Source organism: Pseudomonas sp. 1L-E-NC-VB-C3, assembly GCF_057291535.1.
On the sequence record NZ_JBXAWD010000013.1, the window covers coordinates 17,875 to 36,780 of the forward strand.

Below are 18,906 nucleotides of genomic sequence, written 5' to 3' on the forward strand. Positions count from 1 at the left end.
ATTTGCAACTGATCCACCGCTTTCGCGAGCAGGCTCGCTCCCACAGGGGATTTGTGCGAAGCGAATAAAAAAGGCGCGCCATCCACAACGGATGGCGCGCCTTTTTTTGTTGGCGGATTCGCGGCTTAGCTGCCGGCGACAGTCATCCGCTCGATCAACACAGACCCGGTGCGAATGTTGCTGCGCAGTTCCAGATCATTACCCACTGCGACAATCTGCTTGAACATGTCGCGCATGTTGCCGGCGATGGTCACTTCCTGCACGGCGAACTGGATCTCGCCGTTCTCGACCCAGAAGCCCGCCGCACCGCGCGAATAGTCACCGGTGACCATGTTCAGGCCGTGGCCCATCAACTCGGTGACCAGCAGTCCTCGGCCCATGCGCTTCAACAGCGCTGCCTGATCCTCATCACCGTGGGTGACGAACAGGTTGTGCACCCCGCCCGCGTTGGCGGTGCTCGGCATGCCCAGTTTGCGCCCGGAATAGGTGCCGAGGATGTAGGAGACCAACTCGCCCTTTTCGACGAATGGTTTCGCGTAAGTTGCCAGGCCATCACCGTCGTAGGAAGCACTGCCCATGGCACGCATCAGATGCGGACGCTCATCAATGGTCAGCCATTCCGGGAACAGCTTCTGCCCCAGTGTGCCTTCGAGAAACGACGATTTGCGATACAGACTGCCGCCGGATACTGCCGAGAGGAAGCTGCCGAACAGACCGCCCGCCAGCTCAGCGGAAAACAGCACCGGCACTTCACAGGTCGGCACCGGACGCGCGCCCAGACGGCTCGCCGCCCGTTGCGCTGCACGCTGGCCGATGCTCACCGGATCGGCGAGCAGACTGCCCTGGCGATTGACGTCATACCAGTAATCGCGCTGCATCTGCCCGTCAGCTTCGGCGATCATCACGCAACTCAGGCTGTGCCGGGTCGACGCGTAACCGCCGATGAAACCGTGGCTGTTGCCATAAACCCGGCAGCCCTGATGGGTGCTGAGGGTGGTGCCGTCGGCGTTCTTGATCCGCGCATCGGCATCGAACGCCGCTGCCTCGCAGAGCAAAGCCTTCTCAATGGCCTGTTCCGGGGTGATGTCCCATTCGTGGAACAGGTCGAAGTCCTGCACATCCCTGGCCATCAGTGCGGCGTCGGCCAGACCCGAGGCTTCGTCCTCGGAGGTGTGTTTGGCGATCGCGAGTGCTGCAGCGACGGTTTCACGAATCGCCTCCGGCCCGGTGGCCGAGGTGCTGGCCGAGCCTTTGCGCTGGCCGACGTACAGGGTGATGCCAAAACCCTGATCACGATTGAATTCAACGGTTTCGACCTCGCGCTGACGCACCGAGGTCGACAGCCCCTGCTCCAGCGACACCGCGACTTCACAGGCGCTGGCGCCCTGGCGCTTGGCTTCGGCGATGATCTGCTCGACCTGTTCTTGCAGTGCCGGCAATGCCTGCGGGCCGACGCTTTGAACTGCACTCATGCTCATCTCCACTCAAATTCTGCTTTCGGCTGGGGTCATCGAGCGACCGGGCCGGACAAGCGGCCCCCGACTGGTTATCATGGCGGCGTTTCTTTGCGGACTGCCACCATGGTTGATTCTTACGACGACTCCCTCGATACGGGAGAAAAAAGCAAATCTCAGGTCAAACGCGAGTTGCATGCGCTGGTTGACCTCGGCGAGCGCCTGACCACACTCAAGCCTGATCTGGTCGCCAAACTGCCGTTGACCGACGCTTTGCGCCGGGCATTGGCCGATGCGCCCAAGCACACCGCGAACATCGCGCGTAAACGGCATTTGCAGTTCATCGGCAAACTGATGCGCGACCAGGACACTGACGCGATTCTGACTCTGCTCGATCAACTCGATGCCTCCACTCGCCAGTACAACGAGCGTTTCCATAATCTGGAACGCTGGCGTGACCGCCTGATCGCGGGCGATGACGCCGTGCTGGAGAAATTCGTCATCGAGTACCCGGACGCCGATCGCCAGCAATTGCGTTCCCTGATCCGTCAGGCCCAGCATGAGGTTGCGCAAAACAAACCACCTGCTTCGAGCCGCAAGATCTTCAAATACATTCGGGAGCTGGACGAGACTCAACGCGGTCTGCGTTGATAATCGCCACCGGGTGGCCGTCCTGCGCGCCACCCGAAAGCCCCACCGTTCTTATGCGCCCGTGCCACCCACGGTGATCGCATCGATTTTCAGCGTTGGCTGGCCGACACCTACCGGCACCGACTGCCCATCCTTGCCGCACGTACCCACACCGCTGTCCAGCGCCAGATCGTTACCGACCATCGACACCCGGCTCATCGCCTCGGGACCGTTGCCGATCAATGTCGCGCCTTTGACCGGTGCGGTGATTTTGCCGTCCTCGATCAGATAAGCCTCGCTGGTCGAGAACACGAACTTGCCGCTGGTGATATCGACCTGACCGCCGCCGAGGTTGGCGCAGTAGATGCCCTTCTTCACCGAAGCGATGATTTCCGCCGGATCACTTTCGCCACCGAGCATGTAGGTGTTGGTCATGCGTGGCATCGGCAGATGCGCATAGGATTCGCGACGACCGTTACCGGTCCGCGCTACGCCCATCAGGCGCGCATTGAGCTTGTCTTGCATGTAGCCCTTGAGTACGCCGTTTTCGATCAGCGTGGTGCATTCGGTCGGCGTGCCTTCGTCATCGACGCTCAGCGAACCGCGACGGCCGCTCAAGGTGCCGTCATCGACGATGGTGCATAGCTTGGAGGCAACCATTTCACCCATGCGCCCGCTATAGGCCGAGCTGCCCTTGCGGTTGAAATCGCCTTCCAGACCGTGACCGACCGCTTCGTGCAGCAGCACCCCGGACCAGCCGGAACCCAGCACCACCGGCAAGGTACCGGCCGGCGCTGGAATTGCTTCAAGGTTGACCAGCGCCTGGCGCAGCGCTTCGCGGGCATAACCCATGGCGCGGTCTTCGGCGAGGAAGTAGCGGTAATCGGTACGCCCACCGCCGCCATGCCCGCCGCGTTCGCGCCGGCCGTTCTGCTCAACGATGACGCTGACATTGAAGCGCACCAGCGGTCGCACGTCGGCGGCCAGGCCACCGTCGGTGGAGGCCACCAGAATCCGCTCCCAGACCCCGGCCATGCTCACGCTGACCTGCTGAATCCGTGGATCGAGTGCGCGGGTGGCGACGTCGATGCGTTTGAGCAACTCGACTTTTTCCGCGCGGCTGAGCACTTCCAGCGGGTTATCCGGCGCGTACAGCTGCGCGACGTCCTGGCTGGTGAATGCCTGCACGGTGCCGTTCTGTCCGGCACGGGAGATCGAACGCGCGGCGCGGGCCGCTGCGCCGAGGGCCTCGAGGGTGATCGCGTTGCTGTAGGCAAAACCGGTCTTCTCACCGGACTGTGCACGCACGCCGACACCCTGATCGAGGTTGAAGCTGCCTTCCTTGACGATGCCGTCTTCCAGCGCCCATGACTCGGAAATCTGGCCTTGGAAATACAGGTCGGCGGCATCGATGCCCGGCCCGGCCAGATCGCCGAGCACGCCTTGCAGGCTCTCGATCGTGACACCGCCGGGTGCCAACAGGTGATCACTGACTGAGGACAACAACTCGCTCATAGGTTTACGCCTTAAATTCGTGTTCTGAAGCAGGCCGCTGGGCGCCCTGCGAGAAAAACCGCCGATGACGCGTCACCGGCATGCGCGCCCGGATGGACGCTTGTTCATCGCTGTCGCGGGCGGCCAGCAACACCGCCTCGCCTTGATCCTGTTGGGCCAGTACGCGCCCCCACGGGTCGACAATCGCCGCATGCCCGAAGGTCTCGCGTGGCCCCGGATGACTGCCGCCCTGTGCGGCCGCGAGGATATAACACTGTGTTTCGATGGCCCGCGCGCGGATCAGTACATCCCAATGCGCGGCGCCGGTTACGGCCGTAAACGCCGACGGTGCGGTAATCAATTCGGCACCGGCGGCACGCAATTCACTGTACAGCTCCGGGAAACGCAAGTCGTAACACACACTCAGACCGACTCGCCCCACCGGCGTATCCGCCACCACTACATTACCGCCATAAGCATAGTCATCGGATTCACGGTATTGGCCGCGATTGTCGGCGACATCGACATCGAACAGATGCAGCTTGTCATAGCGCGCGACGATCTCACCGTTATCGTTGATCAGCAACGAGCAGGCATTGGCTTTGGCCGTGGGTTGACCCAACGGTGGCAACGGCAATGTACCGGCGACTATCCATAAGGTGAGGTCGCGGGCGGTCTGTTTCAACCAGGGCAGGATCGGCCCTTCGCCCAAGGCCTCGGCGCGGCCGATATCGGCGACGTCGCGACGGCCCATGGCGGCGAAGTTTTCCGGCAGCACCGCGAGTTTCGCCCCGCCGGCGGCGGCCTGTTCGAGCAGGCGCCGGGCCTGGGCCAGATTGGCCGGCACGTCGCTCTGGCTGACCATTTGAATCACCGCTAAAGACATGGCCGCTCCTCGGGATTTGCATATGACTGTGTAGGAGCTGGCGAAGGCTGCGATCTGTTGATTTTTTTTAAGAGCCAGATCAAAAGATCGCAGCCTTCGGCAGCTCCTACAGGGGTAGTGTCTGCTAGTTAAAAAGGCTTGTCGAAGGTGATTTTCGGCTCTTTCCATGGGCCTTTGACGGTGTACTTGACGCTGGCGAAGCGCGCGACGCGGTCGCCGATCAGCTTGTCGATGAGGAACAGCGCGCCGCCGACCGCCGGTGCGCCGACGAGCAACGCGGCGATCGGCAGGTTGTTGGTCACCGGCAAGGTCACCAGCAATTTCGCATCGACCTTGTCACCAACCAGATCCAGCGTGCCGTCCAGCTCAAGGTTGCTCGAAGGCCCGGTCAGGCGAATCGGCTCACGTGTCACGTAGACACCATTGTTCGCCACCAGCAAACCTTTGACCCGGTCGTAGCTCAGGCCTTTGCCGAACAGGTCGGAGAAGTCCAGACGCAGGCGCCGGCCGATCGAGTTGAAGTTGAGCAGGCCGAACACCCGCAGCGCCTGAGCACCGCCTTCCACTTCAACGAACTGGCCTTTGTTCAGCGAGGCATCGAGGGTGCCGGAGAAGCGCTTGGTCGCCAGCCACGCCGGCGAGCCCGGCCAACGGCCGTCGACATCCATATGGAATTCTTCGCTGGTCACGCTCGGCGCGAAGCCCCAGCCTTTGAGCACGTCGGCCAGATTCTTGCCGCCAATGCGGCCCTTGTACCAACTGCTGGTCGCCCCCGGCGCGCCTTCCCAGCCGCCGTTGCCTTGCAGGAGGATGCCCTTGAGGCCCATGTCGAGGTTGTTCAGCGCGATGCCCTTGGCGGTCGGCCGCACTTTCAGCGACCAGCCACCCACCAGGTCGGGGCCGAGGAATAATTGGTTGAGGGTTATATCCAGCGCCGGGATTTTCGTCGGGTCGACCGACGCCAATGGATCAGGCGCGTTCTCGTCAGCCTGCACCGCCGGGTCCGGCGCCGGCAGTTTCACGTATTGCAGATTCACCGCAATCGGTACGCCCTTGGCATCCGGCAGGCTGGCGCTGCCCTTGACCTGTTGGCTATCCAGCGCCAGGTTCCACGCGCCTGGCTTGCGATTGATCTGCACCGAAGCCTGATCCAGCGTGGTGCCGAACGCGGTCAATTTGCCGACCTTGATGTCAGCACTGCTCAGCAGTTGCTTGGCGCTGCCGCCCGGATCCCCGCCAGCGTACTTGCTGGCCAGATCCTGCCACGGCGCGACGTCCAGTTCCGACAACACCCCGCGAATGCGCAGGCCCTTGGCGCCCGGCAACACCGCTTCGCCAGCGCCGAGAAACAGTTCGCCACGGCCGTCGGCGAAATTGCTCGGCGGCGCAGCAAAAGTGAAATTGGCCAGTTGATCGTAATTGAACCAGTAACGCCGCTCCTGCCCTTGCAGGGTCATGCGAAACACTGTGTCGCGCCCGACATCGGCGGTCATGCCGAACGGCGCCGGCAGATCCACCGCCACGCCTTTGAGGCTGGAGCTGACCAGCAACTGGCTGTCGGCCCCGAAAAGATTCAGCTGCAACTGATACGGAATCGTCCCGGACACCGGCAACGGCTGGGTCACACCCAGCCAGTCAGTGAGCTTCTTCACTTCGACCTGCCCCGACGCCGCAACTCGGGTCTTGATCTGGTTGGGGCTGCCATCAGCGAAGATCTGCGCAGTGACCGGTTTGTCGAAGGCCCGTGCAGAGATGTTCTGGCCGCTGAGGCCTTTATTGCTGTCGAAGCGGAAATCGCCCTTGAGCTGGCTCAGTTCCAGTTTCGGTTCGGCCAGTTTCAGCCGTGCGTTGGCGGTCTTGAAATCGACGAGTATTTTCGGCTGCTCGCCCTTGGCCAGCGGAATATCCAGCTTGAGCTTGCCATTCAGATCACCCGCGCCCTCCCAACCGGCAAAGGTCTCACCAGTGCCGATCGGCGCATCCTGAAGAATCTTCAAGCCGTCGCCCAGGCCACCGGCAAATGCGCCATCCAGGAACAAATGCGAGTTCTGCCCGGCCGGTACATGAGGAATATTGACGAAGACATCGCTGACTTGGGTGTCGAGCAACTGGCCTTTGCTGGCCCAGATGCGCACGCCGCTGTCCTCGATGAACACGTCACCGCTGACCTTGCTCACATGGGGCCAGCCCGGCTGAAAGGCCAGTTCGGCGTCATGCACTTTGAAGAACAGGCTGATGCTGCGATCAGCCTCGCCGGCGTTCTTGCTCAGCGAGCCCTGATACTGGAAGAAGCCCTGATCCACCGCGCCTTTGAGGATCGCTGTGCGCAGCCACTCATCAAGCGCCGGGCTCAACACCGCCGGCAGGTATTTCGCGGTGTAGCGACCGTCGCCATCAACCAGGCCGACGCGCAGGTCCATGTAGTCTTCCTGGCTATGGTCAAAGTGCAGGCGAATGAGGAAATCGCCGGCAATCTTGCCCTCCTCGCCCAATACCTTGAGGTATGGCGCAATCAGGGTGAAGCCATCCTTGTCGAGCTTCCAGGTCAGCCGCGCATTGGCCTGCAGGTATTGCCATGGCTTGGCGAAAATCGGATCGAGGTGCAGGACGAAATCCTTGCTGTCGAGGCGCAACTCGCCGCCGTCGAGGTTGCCGCTCAGGCTGCCGCTGACATTGCGCGCCGCCGGAGCGCCGTGGTAGGCATCGAAACCGACGTTGTCGAGGTTGGCGGCAAAGCCGAATTTGTTGCCATCGGTGGCGGTCGGGCGGAAGTCCAGCAACACGTTACGCAGGCCGCCGGTTACCTTCAAACGCTCGACCACTGTGGCGAAGCTTTGTGGCAACGGCCCCAGCGCATTGAGCAGCGGCGTGATCGGGGTCAGATCGAGGCGATCGGCCTGCAAATGCCAGAGCTCTTCAGCCTTGGCGCTGGCGCGGGTCTGCTGCACCTGCACATGGGATTCCCAGCGGGTTTCGCCGAAGCTCATCGCCAGTGAATCGAGGGTGACTTTCACCCCTTCGGCTGTGTTGCGGTAATAGGCGTTGAGCGCCAGATTGTTGATCTGGATCGGCTTGCGCTCGGCGTAGGCACCGGTCACTTGCGGCGCATTCAGGCGCAACGCGGCGCTTTGCAACGCGCCTTCGGCCCAATCGACCCAGAGTTCGCCGCCGGCCTTGATCTCGGAAAAATTCCATTGCTGGGTCAGGCGCTCGGGCAGCCATTTCGCCCAGTCGCTCTGCGGCAGACTGGCATAACCCTCGATGGCGCTGTTCTGCCACTGATCAGGACGCAGCTGGCTGCGCAGGCTCAGCGCGACAGGCTGGCCATCGGGCAAGGTCAGACGCGCGTCGAGACGCTGGCGGCTGGCGCCGGTACGCAGATTGAGGCCGACATAGGTGAGCGTCATGGGCGGGTGATCGAGCGGTTGCAGGGTCACCTGGCTGTCGAGCACCGACAGTTGCCTGATCATCTGCGAGCGCTGGAACAGTTGCGCCGCATCGAACGGCTGATCCTTCTGCACCGGCAGCCCTTCCAGCGCCCAGGTACCGTCTTCGGCTTCCTTGAGGCTGATCTTCAAACCGTTGAGTTCGATATGCGCGAGACGGACTTCGCGGGCGAGCAAGCTGCCCCACATATCCGGCACTACCCGTACGCGGTCGAGGCGCAGCGCGTTGGCGCCGTCGCCGACCATCACGTCATGGGCCAGCAGGATCGGCGCGAAACCGCTCCAGTTGCCTTCCAGCTCACCGATCTGCAAGGGCATGCCGAGGGCGGCGCTTGCCTTGTCTTCGATGTCGGCGCGGTATTCGGCCACCAGTGGCGTCAGCTCGCGGCCGAGGCTGACGTACAACGCCATCAACACCAGAACCAACGCGCACAGGCCCAGCCCCCAGCGGGTGAGTGCGGCCAGAATGCGTGTCAGACGCTCCATGTCAGTTGGCTCCCATGGCAAAAAAACTGCGAAAAGCTGAGGCCAGCCGCGTTGAATGAAGGGTGATGCAGGGTTTCAGAGCAGCACCACGTCATATTGTTCCTGGGAATACATGGTTTCCACCTGGAAGCGTATGGTGCGACCGATGAAGCCTTCAAGCTCGGCGACGTTACCGGACTCTTCATCAAGCAGACGATCGACCACCTTCTGGTTGGCCAGCACCCGGTAACCCTCGGCCTGATAAGCGCGGGCCTCGCGCAGAATCTCGCGGAAGATCTCGTAACAGATGGTTTCGGCGGTCTTCAGTTTGCCGCGTCCCTGACAACTGCTGCACGGTTCGCACAGCACCTGCTCAAGGCTTTCGCGGGTGCGCTTGCGGGTCATCTGCACCAGGCCCAACTCGGTGATGCCGATGATGTTGGTCTTGGCGTGGTCGCGCTCCAGCTGTTTTTCCAGAGTGCGCAGGACCTGACGCTGGTGCTCTTCATCTTCCATGTCGATGAAGTCGATGATGATGATCCCGCCGAGGTTGCGCAGGCGCATCTGCCGGGCAATCGCCGTGGCCGCTTCGAGATTGGTCTTGAAAATGGTTTCTTCGAGGTTGCGATGACCGACGAACGCCCCGGTGTTGACGTCGATGGTGGTCATGGCTTCCGCCGGATCGATCACCAGATAGCCGCCAGACTTCAACGGCACCTTGCGCTCCAGCGCGCGCTGGATTTCGTCTTCGACACCGTACAGATCGAAGATCGGTCGTTCACCCGGATAGTGTTCCAGACGATCGGCGATTTCCGGCATCAGTTCGGCGACAAACTGCGTGGTTTTCTGGAAGGTTTCCCGGGAATCGATGCGGATCTTCTCGATTTTCGGATTGACCAGGTCACGCAGGGTGCGCAGGGCCAGGCCGAGGTCTTCGTAAATCACGCTCGGCGCGGCGATGGTCTTGATCTGCTCGTTGATCTGGTCCCAGAGGCGCCGCAGGTAGCGGATGTCCATGAGGATTTCATCAGCGCCCGCGCCTTCAGCAGCCGTGCGCAGAATGAAACCGCCGGCCTCCTTGATGCCTTCTTTGGCCACGCAATCACTGACCACCTGCTTGAGGCGCTCGCGCTCGGCTTCGTCTTCGATCTTCAGGGAAATGCCGACATGAGCGGTACGCGGCATGTACACCAGATAACGCGAAGGAATCGACAGTTGTGTGGTCAGGCGTGCGCCTTTGGAGCCGATCGGGTCTTTGGTGACTTGCACCACCAGGCTCTGGCCTTCGTGCACCAGCGAACTGATGCTTTCCACCGCCGGGCCTTCGCGCAGGGAGATTTCGGCGGCGTGAATGAAAGCCGCACGATCGAGGCCGATGTCAACAAATGCCGCCTGCATGCCCGGCAGTACACGGACGATCTTGCCTTTATAGATGTTGCCGACGATCCCGCGTTTCTGCGTGCGCTCGACGTGGACTTCTTGCAGCACACCGTTTTCGACCACCGCCACGCGCGACTCCATCGGCGTGATGTTGATCAGAATCTCTTCACTCATGGCAGGATCTCGTTCAGGCATGTTCACGATAGTGGCCGCATCTGGATTCGTACGACGCTCAGGGCGTGTTCAGGTTTTGCCAACAGGGTATGCCGAAATGGCCCAACACCTCGCAGGTTTCGCACAACGGCAAGCCGACCACCGCCGAGTAGCTGCCTTCGAGCCCGGCGACAAACACCGCACCCAGGCCCTGAATGCCATAGCCGCCGGCCTTGTCGCGCGGTTCGCCACTGGCCCAGTAGGCGCCGGCCTCATCGCGGCTGATGCTGCGGAAACGCACCCGACTGCGCACCACCCGCGACTCGCAGCGCTCGCCTTCAAGCACGGCGATGGCGGTCAGCACTTCGTGTTCGTTGCCGGACAACATCATCAGCATGGCGCATGCGTCGGCTTCGTCCACCGGTTTGCCAAGTATTTTGCCGTCGAGCACCACTGCGGTGTCGGCGCCAAGCACGCAGAACGGCTGATCAGAGACGACCGAACGGCGACCGGCCTCAGCCTTGCCACGCGCAAGGCGTTCGACATAGGCCGAAGGGGATTCTTCAGGAAGCGGGGTTTCGTCGATGTCCGCGCTGATCGCGGAGAACTGCACGCCGATCTGCGTGAGCAATTCACGGCGACGCGGTGAGCCGGAGGCGAGGTAAAGCAGTTTCATCAAAACATCTCCCTGTTCAGTGCCCTGCTTCACCGGCTCAATAGATTCTGTAGCGTCGGCACATCCCGCGAAGGGCGAAGCTGACCCACGGCCAGAGCAAGGCACTGACCAGCGCCGGCAAGACCAGCGCCAGGGTTGGCTGACGGTTGCCGGTCAGAGCGCTCAGCCACAGTTGCGCCAACTGTGCGAGGCCGAAGATCACCAGGATCACCAGGCACTGCTGCCACATCGGGAACATGCGCAGACGCTGCTGCAACGACAACACGAGGAAAGTAATCAGGGTCAGGATCAGCGCGTTCTGCCCGAGCAGGTCGCCCTGCAGGACATCTTCGGCCAGTCCCAGACAGAAGGCGGTGACCATGCCGACCGTGTGCGGCATGTACAGCGCCCAGAAGGTCACGAGCAAGGCCAGCCACAGCGGGCGAAGGATTTCCATGAAGATCGGCAACGGTGACACGCTGAGCAGGATGCCGACGAAGAACGTCAACCAGATCATCCAGCTGTTTCCGGATTTTTTCGCGCCGACCATTATTCTCGTCCCCCGGTAGTCGCTGGCGGTTTCGCCGGTGGTTTGCTCGCGGCCGGCGGTTTGGCAGCGGCCGGAGCGGCAGCGGGCGGTTTGCTCGCGGCAGGCTTGGCAGGCGTGGTGGCAGGCGCCGCTGCTTCAGCGGCCGGCGCTGCGGTAGCGGTCGACGGCGTGGCAGGCATGATCAACGGTTTCGGCACGCTGGCCGGCAACATCGGGCCACCGCCGTGGGCATCGAGCTGTTCCTGCGCCTGGGCCGCGTCATTGGCGCGTTCCTCGGCAGTGCGGCTGTCGCTGAACACCAGCAGCAGGTAGCGGCTGCGGTTCAGGGCGGCGGTCGGTACCGCACGGACAATGGCAAACGGTTGGCCGGAATCGTGGATGACTTCCTTGACCGTGGCCACCGGATAACCGGCCGGAAAACGCTGGCCAAGGCCGGAGCTGACCAGCAGATCGCCTTCCTTGATGTCCGCCGTGTCGGCGACATGACGCAATTCCAGGCGCTCAGGGTTGCCGGTGCCACTGGCAATCGCGCGCAGACCGTTACGATTCACCTGCACCGGAATGCTATGAGTGGTGTCGGTCAGCAGCAGGACCCGCGAGGTGTACGGCATCAACTCAACCACCTGGCCCATCAGCCCGCGTGCATCGAGCACCGGTTGGCCGAGCACGACGCCGTCGCGCTCACCTTTGTTGATGATGATGCGATGGGTGAAGGGGTTGGGGTCCATGCCGATCAGCTCGGCCACTTCGACCTTTTCATTGACCAGTGCGGAGGAGTTGAGCAACTCGCGCAGCCGAACGTTCTGCTCGGTCAGGGCCGCGAGCTTTTGCATGCGCCCCTGCAACAGCAGGTTTTCGGTCTTGAGTTTTTCGTTTTCGGCGACGAGCTCGGTGCGGCTGCCGAACTGACTGGCGACCCCTTCCCACAAGCGGCCGGGCAGATCAGTGATCCAGTAGGCATCCATGAGCACCAGCGACGCTTGCTTGCGCGCGGGCTTGAGCAGGTCGAAACGTGCATCGACCACCATCAGTGCGACCGCGAGCACGGCCAGCACCAACAGGCGCACGCCCAACGAAGGGCCTTTGGTGAAAAGCGGTTTAATAAGCCGCTCCTCCCAGGCAAATGTTCTGTTTATTCATACGGCATCAAACCGGCCTGGATGAAGACTGACAGAAGATAAACGCCAACAGGCAGCACTGCAAAGTGCTGCCTGTGCGTTCACCCACGTATTGCATTCGAAGCTTATTCGCTCGAAAGCAGATCCATGGTGTGCTTATCCATCATTTCCAGCGCACGGCCACCGCCGCGAGCAACGCAAGTCAGCGGATCTTCGGCAACGATCACCGGCAGACCGGTTTCCTGGGCCAGCAACTTGTCGAGGTCACGCAGCAGCGCGCCACCACCGGTCAGCACCAGGCCACGCTCGGCGATGTCGGAAGCCAGTTCCGGCGGCGATTGCTCCAGCGCGCTTTTCACCGCCTGAACGATGGTGGCCAGCGACTCTTGCAGAGCCTCGAGCACTTCGTTGGAGTTCAGGGTGAATGCGCGTGGAACGCCTTCGGCCAGGTTGCGACCGCGAACATCGACTTCGCGTACTTCGCCGCCCGGGTAGGCCGTACCGATTTCCTGCTTGATGCGCTCAGCGGTGGATTCACCGATCAGGCTGCCGTAGTTACGGCGCACGTAGGTGATGATCGCTTCGTCGAAACGGTCGCCGCCGACACGTACGGATTCGGCGTAAACCACACCGTTCAGGGAGATCAGGGCGATCTCGGTGGTACCACCACCGATATCCACGACCATCGAACCGCGCGCTTCTTCAACCGGCAGACCGGCACCGATCGCAGCAGCCATCGGCTCTTCGATCAGGAACACTTCACGGGCACCGGCGCCAAGGGCCGATTCACGGATGGCGCGACGCTCAACCTGGGTGGACTTGCATGGAACGCAGATCAGCACACGAGGGCTGGGCTGCAGGAAACTGTTTTCGTGAACCTTGTTGATAAAGTACTGCAGCATCTTTTCGCAGACGCTGAAGTCGGCGATCACGCCGTCCTTCATCGGACGAATGGCAGCAATGTTGCCCGGCGTACGGCCGAGCATGCGCTTGGCCTCGGTGCCGACAGCAACGACACTTTTCTGGTTACCGTGTGTCCGAATGGCCACAACCGATGGCTCATTCAGGACGATACCGCGCTCGCGCACGTAAATAAGGGTGTTGGCAGTGCCCAGGTCAATGGAAAGATCGCTGGAAAACATGCCACGCAGTTTCTTGAACATGGGAAAGGGACCCTAGGCAACGCGTGGGTAAAAAAGTGCGGCAAACTCTAACAACGACAGGGATTTTGGGCAAGGCGCCAATATGTTAAATTGGCCGCTTTTCTGTGCACCAAGCCCCACAATCGCGGCCTTATGACCGTAGAAGTGCGGTAGTGTTCCGACAATCTAACACACGGACGCCGTCCGTTCTGTTTTCCACTGGAGAATCCCGATGGCGCTAGAACGCTCCGACGTGGAAAAAATCGCGCATCTGGCCTGCCTTGGCCTCAACGATGCCGATCTTCCGCACATTACTTCCGCCCTCAACAGCATTCTCGGGCTGGTCGACGAAATGCAGGCCGTTGATACCGACGGTATCGAGCCGCTGGCCCACCCCCTGGAAGCCAGTCAGCGCCTGCGCGCCGACGTGGTGACCGAGACGAATAATCGCGAGGCCTACCAGTCCATCGCACCAGCGGTCGAAAACGGCCTGTATCTGGTTCCGAAAGTCATCGACTAAAGGGAAAGAGCCTGCAATGCATCAAATGACTCTGGCCGAGATCGCCCGCGGTCTCGCCGATAAAAAGTTTTCCTCCGAAGAGCTGACCAAAGTCCTGCTGGCGCGTATTACCCAGCTCGATCCGCAGCTCAACAGTTTCATCAGCCTCACCGAGGATCTGGCCATCGAGCAGGCGAAAGCCGCCGATGCACGCCGGGCCAATGGTGAGAGCGGCGCCCTGCTCGGCGCGCCGATTGCCCACAAGGATCTGTTCTGCACCCAGGGCATCCGCACCAGCTGCGGCTCGAAGATGCTCGACAACTTCAAAGCCCCGTATGACGCCACTGTCGTTGCGAAACTGGCCGCTGCCGGCGCCGTGACCCTGGGCAAGACCAACATGGACGAATTCGCCATGGGTTCGGCCAACGAGTCGAGCTGGTACGGCGCGGTGAAAAACCCGTGGAACCTGGAACACGTGCCGGGCGGTTCGTCCGGTGGTTCGGCCGCCGCCGTGGCCGCTCGCCTGCTGCCTGCCGCCACCGCCACCGACACCGGCGGTTCGATCCGTCAGCCGGCGGCGTTCACCAACCTCACCGGCCTGAAGCCGACCTACGGTCGCGTTTCGCGCTGGGGCATGATTGCCTACGCTTCCAGCCTCGATCAGGGCGGCCCGTTGGCACGCACGGCCGAAGACTGCGCGATTCTGCTGCAAGGCATGGCCGGCTTCGACCCGAACGACTCCACCAGCATCGATGAGCCGGTTCCGGATTACTCCGCCAGCCTCGGCGATTCGCTGCAAGGCCTGCGCATCGGCGTGCCGAAGGAATACTTCAGCGCCGGTCTCGACCCGCGCATTGCCGAGCTGATCCAGAACAGCATCCAGCAGTTGCAGAAGCTCGGTGCGGTGATCAAGGAAATCAGCCTGCCGAACATGCAGCACGCCATTCCTGCGTACTACGTGATCGCCCCGGCAGAAGCGTCTTCCAACCTGTCGCGTTTCGACGGCGTGCGTTTCGGCCATCGCTGCGAAAACCCGGAAAACCTTATCGACCTGTACAAGCGCTCCCGTGGCGAAGGCTTCGGCGCGGAAGTACAGCGCCGGATCATGGTCGGTGCCTACGCGCTGTCCGCCGGTTACTACGACGCCTACTACCTGAAAGCGCAGAAGATCCGTCGTCTGGTGAAGAACGATTTCATGGCTGCGTTCAATGAAGTCGACATCATCCTCGGCCCGACCACGCCGAACCCGGCCTGGAAGCTTGGCGCGAAGAACAGCGACCCGGTCGCAGCCTATCTGGAAGACGTCTACACCATCACCGCCAACCTCGCTGGCCTGCCGGGCCTGTCGATGCCGGCCGGTTTTGTCGACGGTCTGCCGGTGGGCGTGCAGTTGCTCGCGCCGTACTTCCAGGAGGGCCGCCTGTTGAACGTTGCCCACCAGTATCAGCTCAACACTGACTGGCACACCCGCACCCCAACCGGCTTCTGAGGAGACACACATGCAATGGGAAGTCGTGATCGGGCTGGAGATTCACACTCAGCTCACCACCCGGTCGAAAATCTTTTCCGGTAGTTCCACCACATTCGGTTCCGAGCCGAACACCCAGGCCAGCCTGATCGACCTGGGCATGCCCGGCGTGCTGCCGGTGCTCAACCAGGAAGCGGTGCGCATGGCGGTGATGTTCGGTCTGGCAATTGACGCCGAGATCGGCCAGCACAACGTGTTCGCCCGGAAAAACTATTTCTACCCGGATCTGCCCAAGGGCTATCAGATCAGCCAGATGGAATTGCCGATCGTTGGCAAAGGCCACCTGGACATCGCCCTGGAAGACGGCACGGTCAAACGCGTCGGCATCACCCGCGCGCACCTGGAAGAAGACGCCGGCAAGAGCCTGCACGAAGAATTCAACGGTGCCACCGGCATCGACCTGAACCGTGCCGGCACGCCGCTGCTGGAAATCGTTTCCGAGCCGGACATGCGCAGCGCCAAGGAAGCCGTGGCTTACGTCAAGGCGATCCACGCGCTGGTGCGTTACCTGGGCATCTGCGACGGCAACATGGCCGAAGGCTCGCTGCGTTGCGACTGCAACGTCTCGGTACGGCCGAAAGGCCAGGTCGAGTTCGGCACTCGCTGCGAGATCAAGAACGTCAACTCGTTCCGTTTCATCGAGAAGGCAATCAACTCCGAGATCCAGCGCCAGATCGAACTGATCGAGGACGGCGGCAAAGTGATCCAGCAGACCCGCCTGTACGATCCGAACAAGGACGAGACCCGTCCGATGCGTTCGAAAGAGGAAGCCAACGACTACCGTTACTTCCCTGATCCGGACCTGCTGCCGGTGGTCATCGAAGAGTCGTTCCTCGGTGAAGTGCGTGCCACCCTGCCGGAACTGCCACCGCAAAAGCGCGAGCGCTTCCAGAGCCAGTTCGGTCTGTCGGCTTACGACGCCAACGTGCTGGCCACCAGCCGTGAACAGGCGGATTACTTCGAGAAAGTCGCAGCCATCGGTGGCGACGCGAAACTGGCGGCGAACTGGGTGATGGTCGAGTTGGGCAGCCTGCTCAACAAGCAGGGCCTGGACATCGAAGACTCGCCAGTCTCCGCCGAGCAACTGGGCGGCATGCTGCAGCGCATCAAGGACAACACCATCTCCGGCAAGATCGCCAAGGTAGTGTTCGAAGCGATGGCCAATGGTGAAGGCAGTGCTGACGAGATCATCGAGAAGCGCGGCCTCAAGCAAGTCACCGACACCGGCGCGATCTCGGCCGTGCTCGACGAAATGCTCGCGGCCAACGCCGAACAGGTCGAACAGTACCGCGCGGCAGACGAAGTCAAACGCGGCAAGATGTTCGGCTTCTTCGTCGGCCAGGCCATGAAAGCCTCGAAAGGCAAGGCCAACCCGCAGCAGGTGAACGAACTGCTGAAAAGCAAGCTCGAAGGCTGACCACCAATGGAGCCAGATCCAAAGCCTGGCTCCATCCCCTGTGGAAGGGACCTGTGGCGAGGGGATTTATCCCCGTTGGGCCGCGAAGCGGCCCCAATTGCTGAGTTTGATTTGCACCAGATAAACCGAGTTCTCAGTTTTGGGACTGCTGCGCAGTCCAACGGGGATAAATCCCCTCGCCACAGGTCACTCCTACATTTGATCCGGGATACCTTTGAATGAAGCGTCTGTTGCTGAGCAGCGCCCTGCTCTCTCTGCTGGCCGGTTGCGCCAGTACCGACACCATCGACCCGCACGGTTACGACCAGACCGGCGTCGCCTCCTATTACGGAGCCAAACATCACGGTAAACGCACCGCCAGCGGCGAAGCGTTCAACCAGCATTCCCTGACCGCCGCCCACCGCCAGTTGCCGTTCGGCACGCGGGTGAAGGTCACCAATCTGAAAAACGATGAATCAGTCGTGGTCCGCATCAATGACCGTGGCCCGCACACCCGTGGCCGACTGATCGATCTGTCACGCGAGGCCGCCGATGAAATCGGCATGCTGCGCAGTGGCACCGCACGGGTTCGCGTGCAGGCCCTGGACTAATGGAGCGTCGACCATTTTCGGACTAGCCGATCTGCCGCTGATCAACGTCATCGAACTGCTCAGCGGCCTGTGTCTTTTGCTCATCGGCGCCGAGCTGATGGTGCGCGCCGCCGTGCGTCTGGCCGAGCGCCTGCATGTGCGTCCGTTGATCATCGGCCTGACCATCGTCGCCCTCGGCAGCAGCGCGCCGCAGATGACCGTCAGCCTGCAAGCGGCGTTGACCGACAACCCCGACATCGCCGTCGGCAGCGTGGTCGGCAGCGGCATATTCAATATCCTCGTAACCCTTGGCCTCTCGGCACTGATCATCCCGCTGCGCGTGTCGCGGCAACTGGTGCGCCTGGATATCCCGCTGATGATCGGTGCCAGCCTGCTGGTATTCATCCTCGCCTGGAATAAAGACCTCGGGCGTTTCGACGGCGTCGTGCTGCTCGGCGCTTTGGCGCTGTACCTCGGCTTGCTGTTGCGTCAGTCGCGACACTCGACCCGGCCCCATGGCGCACGACCACAGGATACGCAGCAATCCTGGTTGATCAGTGTGCTGATGATTCTCGCTGGCCTGGCCATGCTGGTGTTCGCCGGCCGTCTGCTGCTCGGCGCCGCCGTGGTCGTGGCCACCGACCTGGGCCTGTCCGAACGGGTCATCGGCCTGACCGTGGTCGCGGTCGGCACCTCGCTGCCGGAACTGGCGACCTCGCTGATCGCCGCCCTGCGCGGGCAGCGTGACATTGCCGTGGGCAACGTGATCGGCGCCAATCTGTTCAACCTGCTCGGGGTACTCGGGCTGACCGCGCTGCTCGCACCGACGCCGCTTTCCGTCTCCCCCAACGCGCTGGATTTTGACTTGCCGGTGATGCTCGGCGTCGCTGCGCTGTGTCTGCCAGTGTTTTACTCGGGCTACCGCGTGACTCGAGCCGAAGGCTTGCTGCTGCTCGGTTTGTATCTGGTCTACGGGCTGCATGTGGTGTCGTTCACCACCGGCATGCCGCTGGCCGGCAAACTCGAGCGCTTGATGCTGTTTTATGTCCTGCCGGCGCTGCTGACGTTTCTGCTGTTCACGTCGATCCGCGCCTGGCGTCGCCAACACCACAAGAGAGATGTGCCATGAGCGAGTCGAAGCAGTCCGGGGTTGAAATCCGTCGTCAGGTCATGGGCGATGCGTTCGTTGATCGCGCCTTGGGCAACGCCACCGAGTTCACCCAGCCGTTGCAGGATTTCGTCAATGAACACGCCTGGGGTGGCGTGTGGAATCGCGAAGGTTTGTCGCTGAAAACCCGCAGCCTGATTACCCTCGCCGCGCTGACCGCGTTGAAGTGTCCGCAAGAGTTGAAGGGCCACGTGCGCGGTGCGCTGAACAACGGCTGCACGGTGGAAGAGATTCGCGAAGCGCTGCTGCATTGCGCGGTGTATGCCGGCGTGCCAGCGGCGATCGATGCGTTTCGCGCGGCGCAGGAAGTGATCGACAGCTATCAGAAACCGCAGTGACCGCCTTCGCGAGC

16 protein-coding genes are annotated in these 18,906 nt (G+C 61.8%); 7 read left to right on the plus strand and 9 right to left on the minus strand.

Features of this window, described 5'->3' with window-relative positions; all coding sequences use genetic code 11:
• Positions 1 to 125 precede the first annotated feature (125 nt).
• Entirely contained in the window at positions 126 to 1,472 is a 1,347-nt protein-coding gene (gene pmbA, locus AC0Z5Z_RS20695; RefSeq protein WP_024011613.1) for a metalloprotease PmbA, read from the minus strand.
• 108 nt (positions 1,473 to 1,580) lie between these two features.
• Between pmbA and yjgA the strand changes: the two genes are divergently transcribed.
• The gene (yjgA, locus tag AC0Z5Z_RS20700) at positions 1,581 to 2,105 is read left to right on the plus strand and encodes a ribosome biogenesis factor YjgA (RefSeq protein ID WP_016771692.1); all 525 of its coding nucleotides are present in this window, start codon (positions 1,581 to 1,583) and stop codon (positions 2,103 to 2,105) included.
• Positions 2,106 to 2,156: 51 nt separating this feature from the next.
• Here yjgA and tldD read toward each other — a convergent pair whose 3' ends face one another.
• The 8 genes from tldD to mreB form a co-directional block, all read right to left on the minus strand.
• On the minus strand, positions 2,157 to 3,599 hold the full coding sequence (tldD, locus tag AC0Z5Z_RS20705) for a metalloprotease TldD (RefSeq protein ID WP_016771693.1): 1,443 nt from the start codon (positions 3,597 to 3,599) through the stop codon (positions 2,157 to 2,159).
• A gap of 4 nt (positions 3,600 to 3,603) precedes the next feature.
• Positions 3,604 to 4,464: a carbon-nitrogen hydrolase family protein gene (locus tag AC0Z5Z_RS20710; protein ID WP_236169664.1), complete on the minus strand. Its 861-nt coding sequence runs from the start codon at positions 4,462 to 4,464 to the stop codon at positions 3,604 to 3,606.
• A gap of 128 nt (positions 4,465 to 4,592) precedes the next feature.
• Positions 4,593 to 8,396 carry a YhdP family protein gene (locus AC0Z5Z_RS20715; RefSeq protein WP_485611579.1) on the minus strand — a complete coding sequence of 1,268 codons (3,804 nt, stop codon included), beginning with the start codon at positions 8,394 to 8,396 and terminating at the stop codon, positions 4,593 to 4,595.
• Between the two features lie 75 nt (positions 8,397 to 8,471).
• The gene (gene rng, locus AC0Z5Z_RS20720) at positions 8,472 to 9,929 is read right to left on the minus strand and encodes a ribonuclease G (RefSeq protein ID WP_016771696.1); all 1,458 of its coding nucleotides are present in this window, start codon (positions 9,927 to 9,929) and stop codon (positions 8,472 to 8,474) included.
• A 58-nt stretch (positions 9,930 to 9,987) separates the two neighbouring features.
• On the minus strand, positions 9,988 to 10,584 hold the full coding sequence (locus tag AC0Z5Z_RS20725; RefSeq protein WP_073473801.1) for a Maf family protein: 597 nt from the start codon (positions 10,582 to 10,584) through the stop codon (positions 9,988 to 9,990).
• Between the two features lie 37 nt (positions 10,585 to 10,621).
• A complete protein-coding gene (gene mreD / locus AC0Z5Z_RS20730; protein WP_056782930.1) occupies positions 10,622 to 11,113 on the minus strand; it encodes a rod shape-determining protein MreD in 492 nt (163 codons plus the stop codon).
• Entirely contained in the window at positions 11,113 to 12,216 is a 1,104-nt protein-coding gene (mreC, locus tag AC0Z5Z_RS20735; protein WP_076565845.1) for a rod shape-determining protein MreC, read from the minus strand. The genes mreD and mreC overlap by 1 nt, the downstream gene beginning before the upstream one ends.
• Before the next feature lie 140 nt (positions 12,217 to 12,356).
• Positions 12,357 to 13,394, minus strand: a complete 1,038-nt coding sequence (gene mreB / locus AC0Z5Z_RS20740) for a rod shape-determining protein MreB (protein ID WP_002555108.1) — start codon at positions 13,392 to 13,394, stop codon at positions 12,357 to 12,359.
• A 211-nt stretch (positions 13,395 to 13,605) separates the two neighbouring features.
• On the opposite strand from mreB, the gene gatC reads away from it, so the two are divergent.
• The 6 genes from gatC (at position 13,606) to AC0Z5Z_RS20770 (ending at position 18,892) form a co-directional block, all read left to right on the plus strand.
• A complete protein-coding gene (gatC, locus tag AC0Z5Z_RS20745; protein ID WP_024011606.1) occupies positions 13,606 to 13,893 on the plus strand; it encodes an Asp-tRNA(Asn)/Glu-tRNA(Gln) amidotransferase subunit GatC in 288 nt (95 codons plus the stop codon).
• A gap of 16 nt (positions 13,894 to 13,909) precedes the next feature.
• The gene (gene gatA / locus AC0Z5Z_RS20750; protein ID WP_042608774.1) at positions 13,910 to 15,361 is read left to right on the plus strand and encodes an Asp-tRNA(Asn)/Glu-tRNA(Gln) amidotransferase subunit GatA; all 1,452 of its coding nucleotides are present in this window, start codon (positions 13,910 to 13,912) and stop codon (positions 15,359 to 15,361) included.
• 10 nt (positions 15,362 to 15,371) lie between these two features.
• Complete coding sequence (gene gatB, locus AC0Z5Z_RS20755) at positions 15,372 to 16,817, plus strand: Asp-tRNA(Asn)/Glu-tRNA(Gln) amidotransferase subunit GatB (RefSeq protein WP_485611580.1); 1,446 nt, start codon at positions 15,372 to 15,374, stop codon at positions 16,815 to 16,817.
• Between the two features lie 218 nt (positions 16,818 to 17,035).
• A complete protein-coding gene (locus AC0Z5Z_RS20760; RefSeq protein WP_024011604.1) occupies positions 17,036 to 17,407 on the plus strand; it encodes a septal ring lytic transglycosylase RlpA family protein in 372 nt (123 codons plus the stop codon).
• 31 nt (positions 17,408 to 17,438) lie between these two features.
• Complete coding sequence (locus AC0Z5Z_RS20765) at positions 17,439 to 18,515, plus strand: calcium/sodium antiporter (protein ID WP_177434209.1); 1,077 nt, start codon at positions 17,439 to 17,441, stop codon at positions 18,513 to 18,515.
• Positions 18,512 to 18,892 carry a carboxymuconolactone decarboxylase family protein gene (locus tag AC0Z5Z_RS20770; RefSeq protein ID WP_123443389.1) on the plus strand — a complete coding sequence of 127 codons (381 nt, stop codon included), beginning with the start codon at positions 18,512 to 18,514 and terminating at the stop codon, positions 18,890 to 18,892. The genes AC0Z5Z_RS20765 and AC0Z5Z_RS20770 overlap by 4 nt, the downstream gene beginning before the upstream one ends.
• Positions 18,893 to 18,906 lie beyond the last annotated feature (14 nt).

Coding starts and splice junctions, on each gene's coding strand:
- mreB (WP_002555108.1), bottom strand. CDS start 13,394: ATGTTCAAGAAACTGCGTGGCATGTTTTCCAGCGATCTTTCCATTGAC.
- AC0Z5Z_RS20770 (WP_123443389.1), top strand. CDS start 18,512: ATGAGCGAGTCGAAGCAGTCCGGGGTTGAAATCCGTCGTCAGGTCATG.
- AC0Z5Z_RS20710 (WP_236169664.1), bottom strand. CDS start 4,464: ATGTCTTTAGCGGTGATTCAAATGGTCAGCCAGAGCGACGTGCCGGCC.
- gatA (WP_042608774.1), top strand. CDS start 13,910: ATGCATCAAATGACTCTGGCCGAGATCGCCCGCGGTCTCGCCGATAAA.
- tldD (WP_016771693.1), bottom strand. CDS start 3,599: ATGAGCGAGTTGTTGTCCTCAGTCAGTGATCACCTGTTGGCACCCGGC.
- mreD (WP_056782930.1), bottom strand. CDS start 11,113: ATGGTCGGCGCGAAAAAATCCGGAAACAGCTGGATGATCTGGTTGACG.
- rng (WP_016771696.1), bottom strand. CDS start 9,929: ATGAGTGAAGAGATTCTGATCAACATCACGCCGATGGAGTCGCGCGTG.
- AC0Z5Z_RS20760 (WP_024011604.1), top strand. CDS start 17,036: ATGAAGCGTCTGTTGCTGAGCAGCGCCCTGCTCTCTCTGCTGGCCGGT.
- AC0Z5Z_RS20725 (WP_073473801.1), bottom strand. CDS start 10,584: ATGAAACTGCTTTACCTCGCCTCCGGCTCACCGCGTCGCCGTGAATTG.
- pmbA (WP_024011613.1), bottom strand. CDS start 1,472: ATGAGTGCAGTTCAAAGCGTCGGCCCGCAGGCATTGCCGGCACTGCAA.
- yjgA (WP_016771692.1), top strand. CDS start 1,581: ATGGTTGATTCTTACGACGACTCCCTCGATACGGGAGAAAAAAGCAAA.
- gatC (WP_024011606.1), top strand. CDS start 13,606: ATGGCGCTAGAACGCTCCGACGTGGAAAAAATCGCGCATCTGGCCTGC.
- gatB (WP_485611580.1), top strand. CDS start 15,372: ATGCAATGGGAAGTCGTGATCGGGCTGGAGATTCACACTCAGCTCACC.
- AC0Z5Z_RS20715 (WP_485611579.1), bottom strand. CDS start 8,396: ATGGAGCGTCTGACACGCATTCTGGCCGCACTCACCCGCTGGGGGCTG.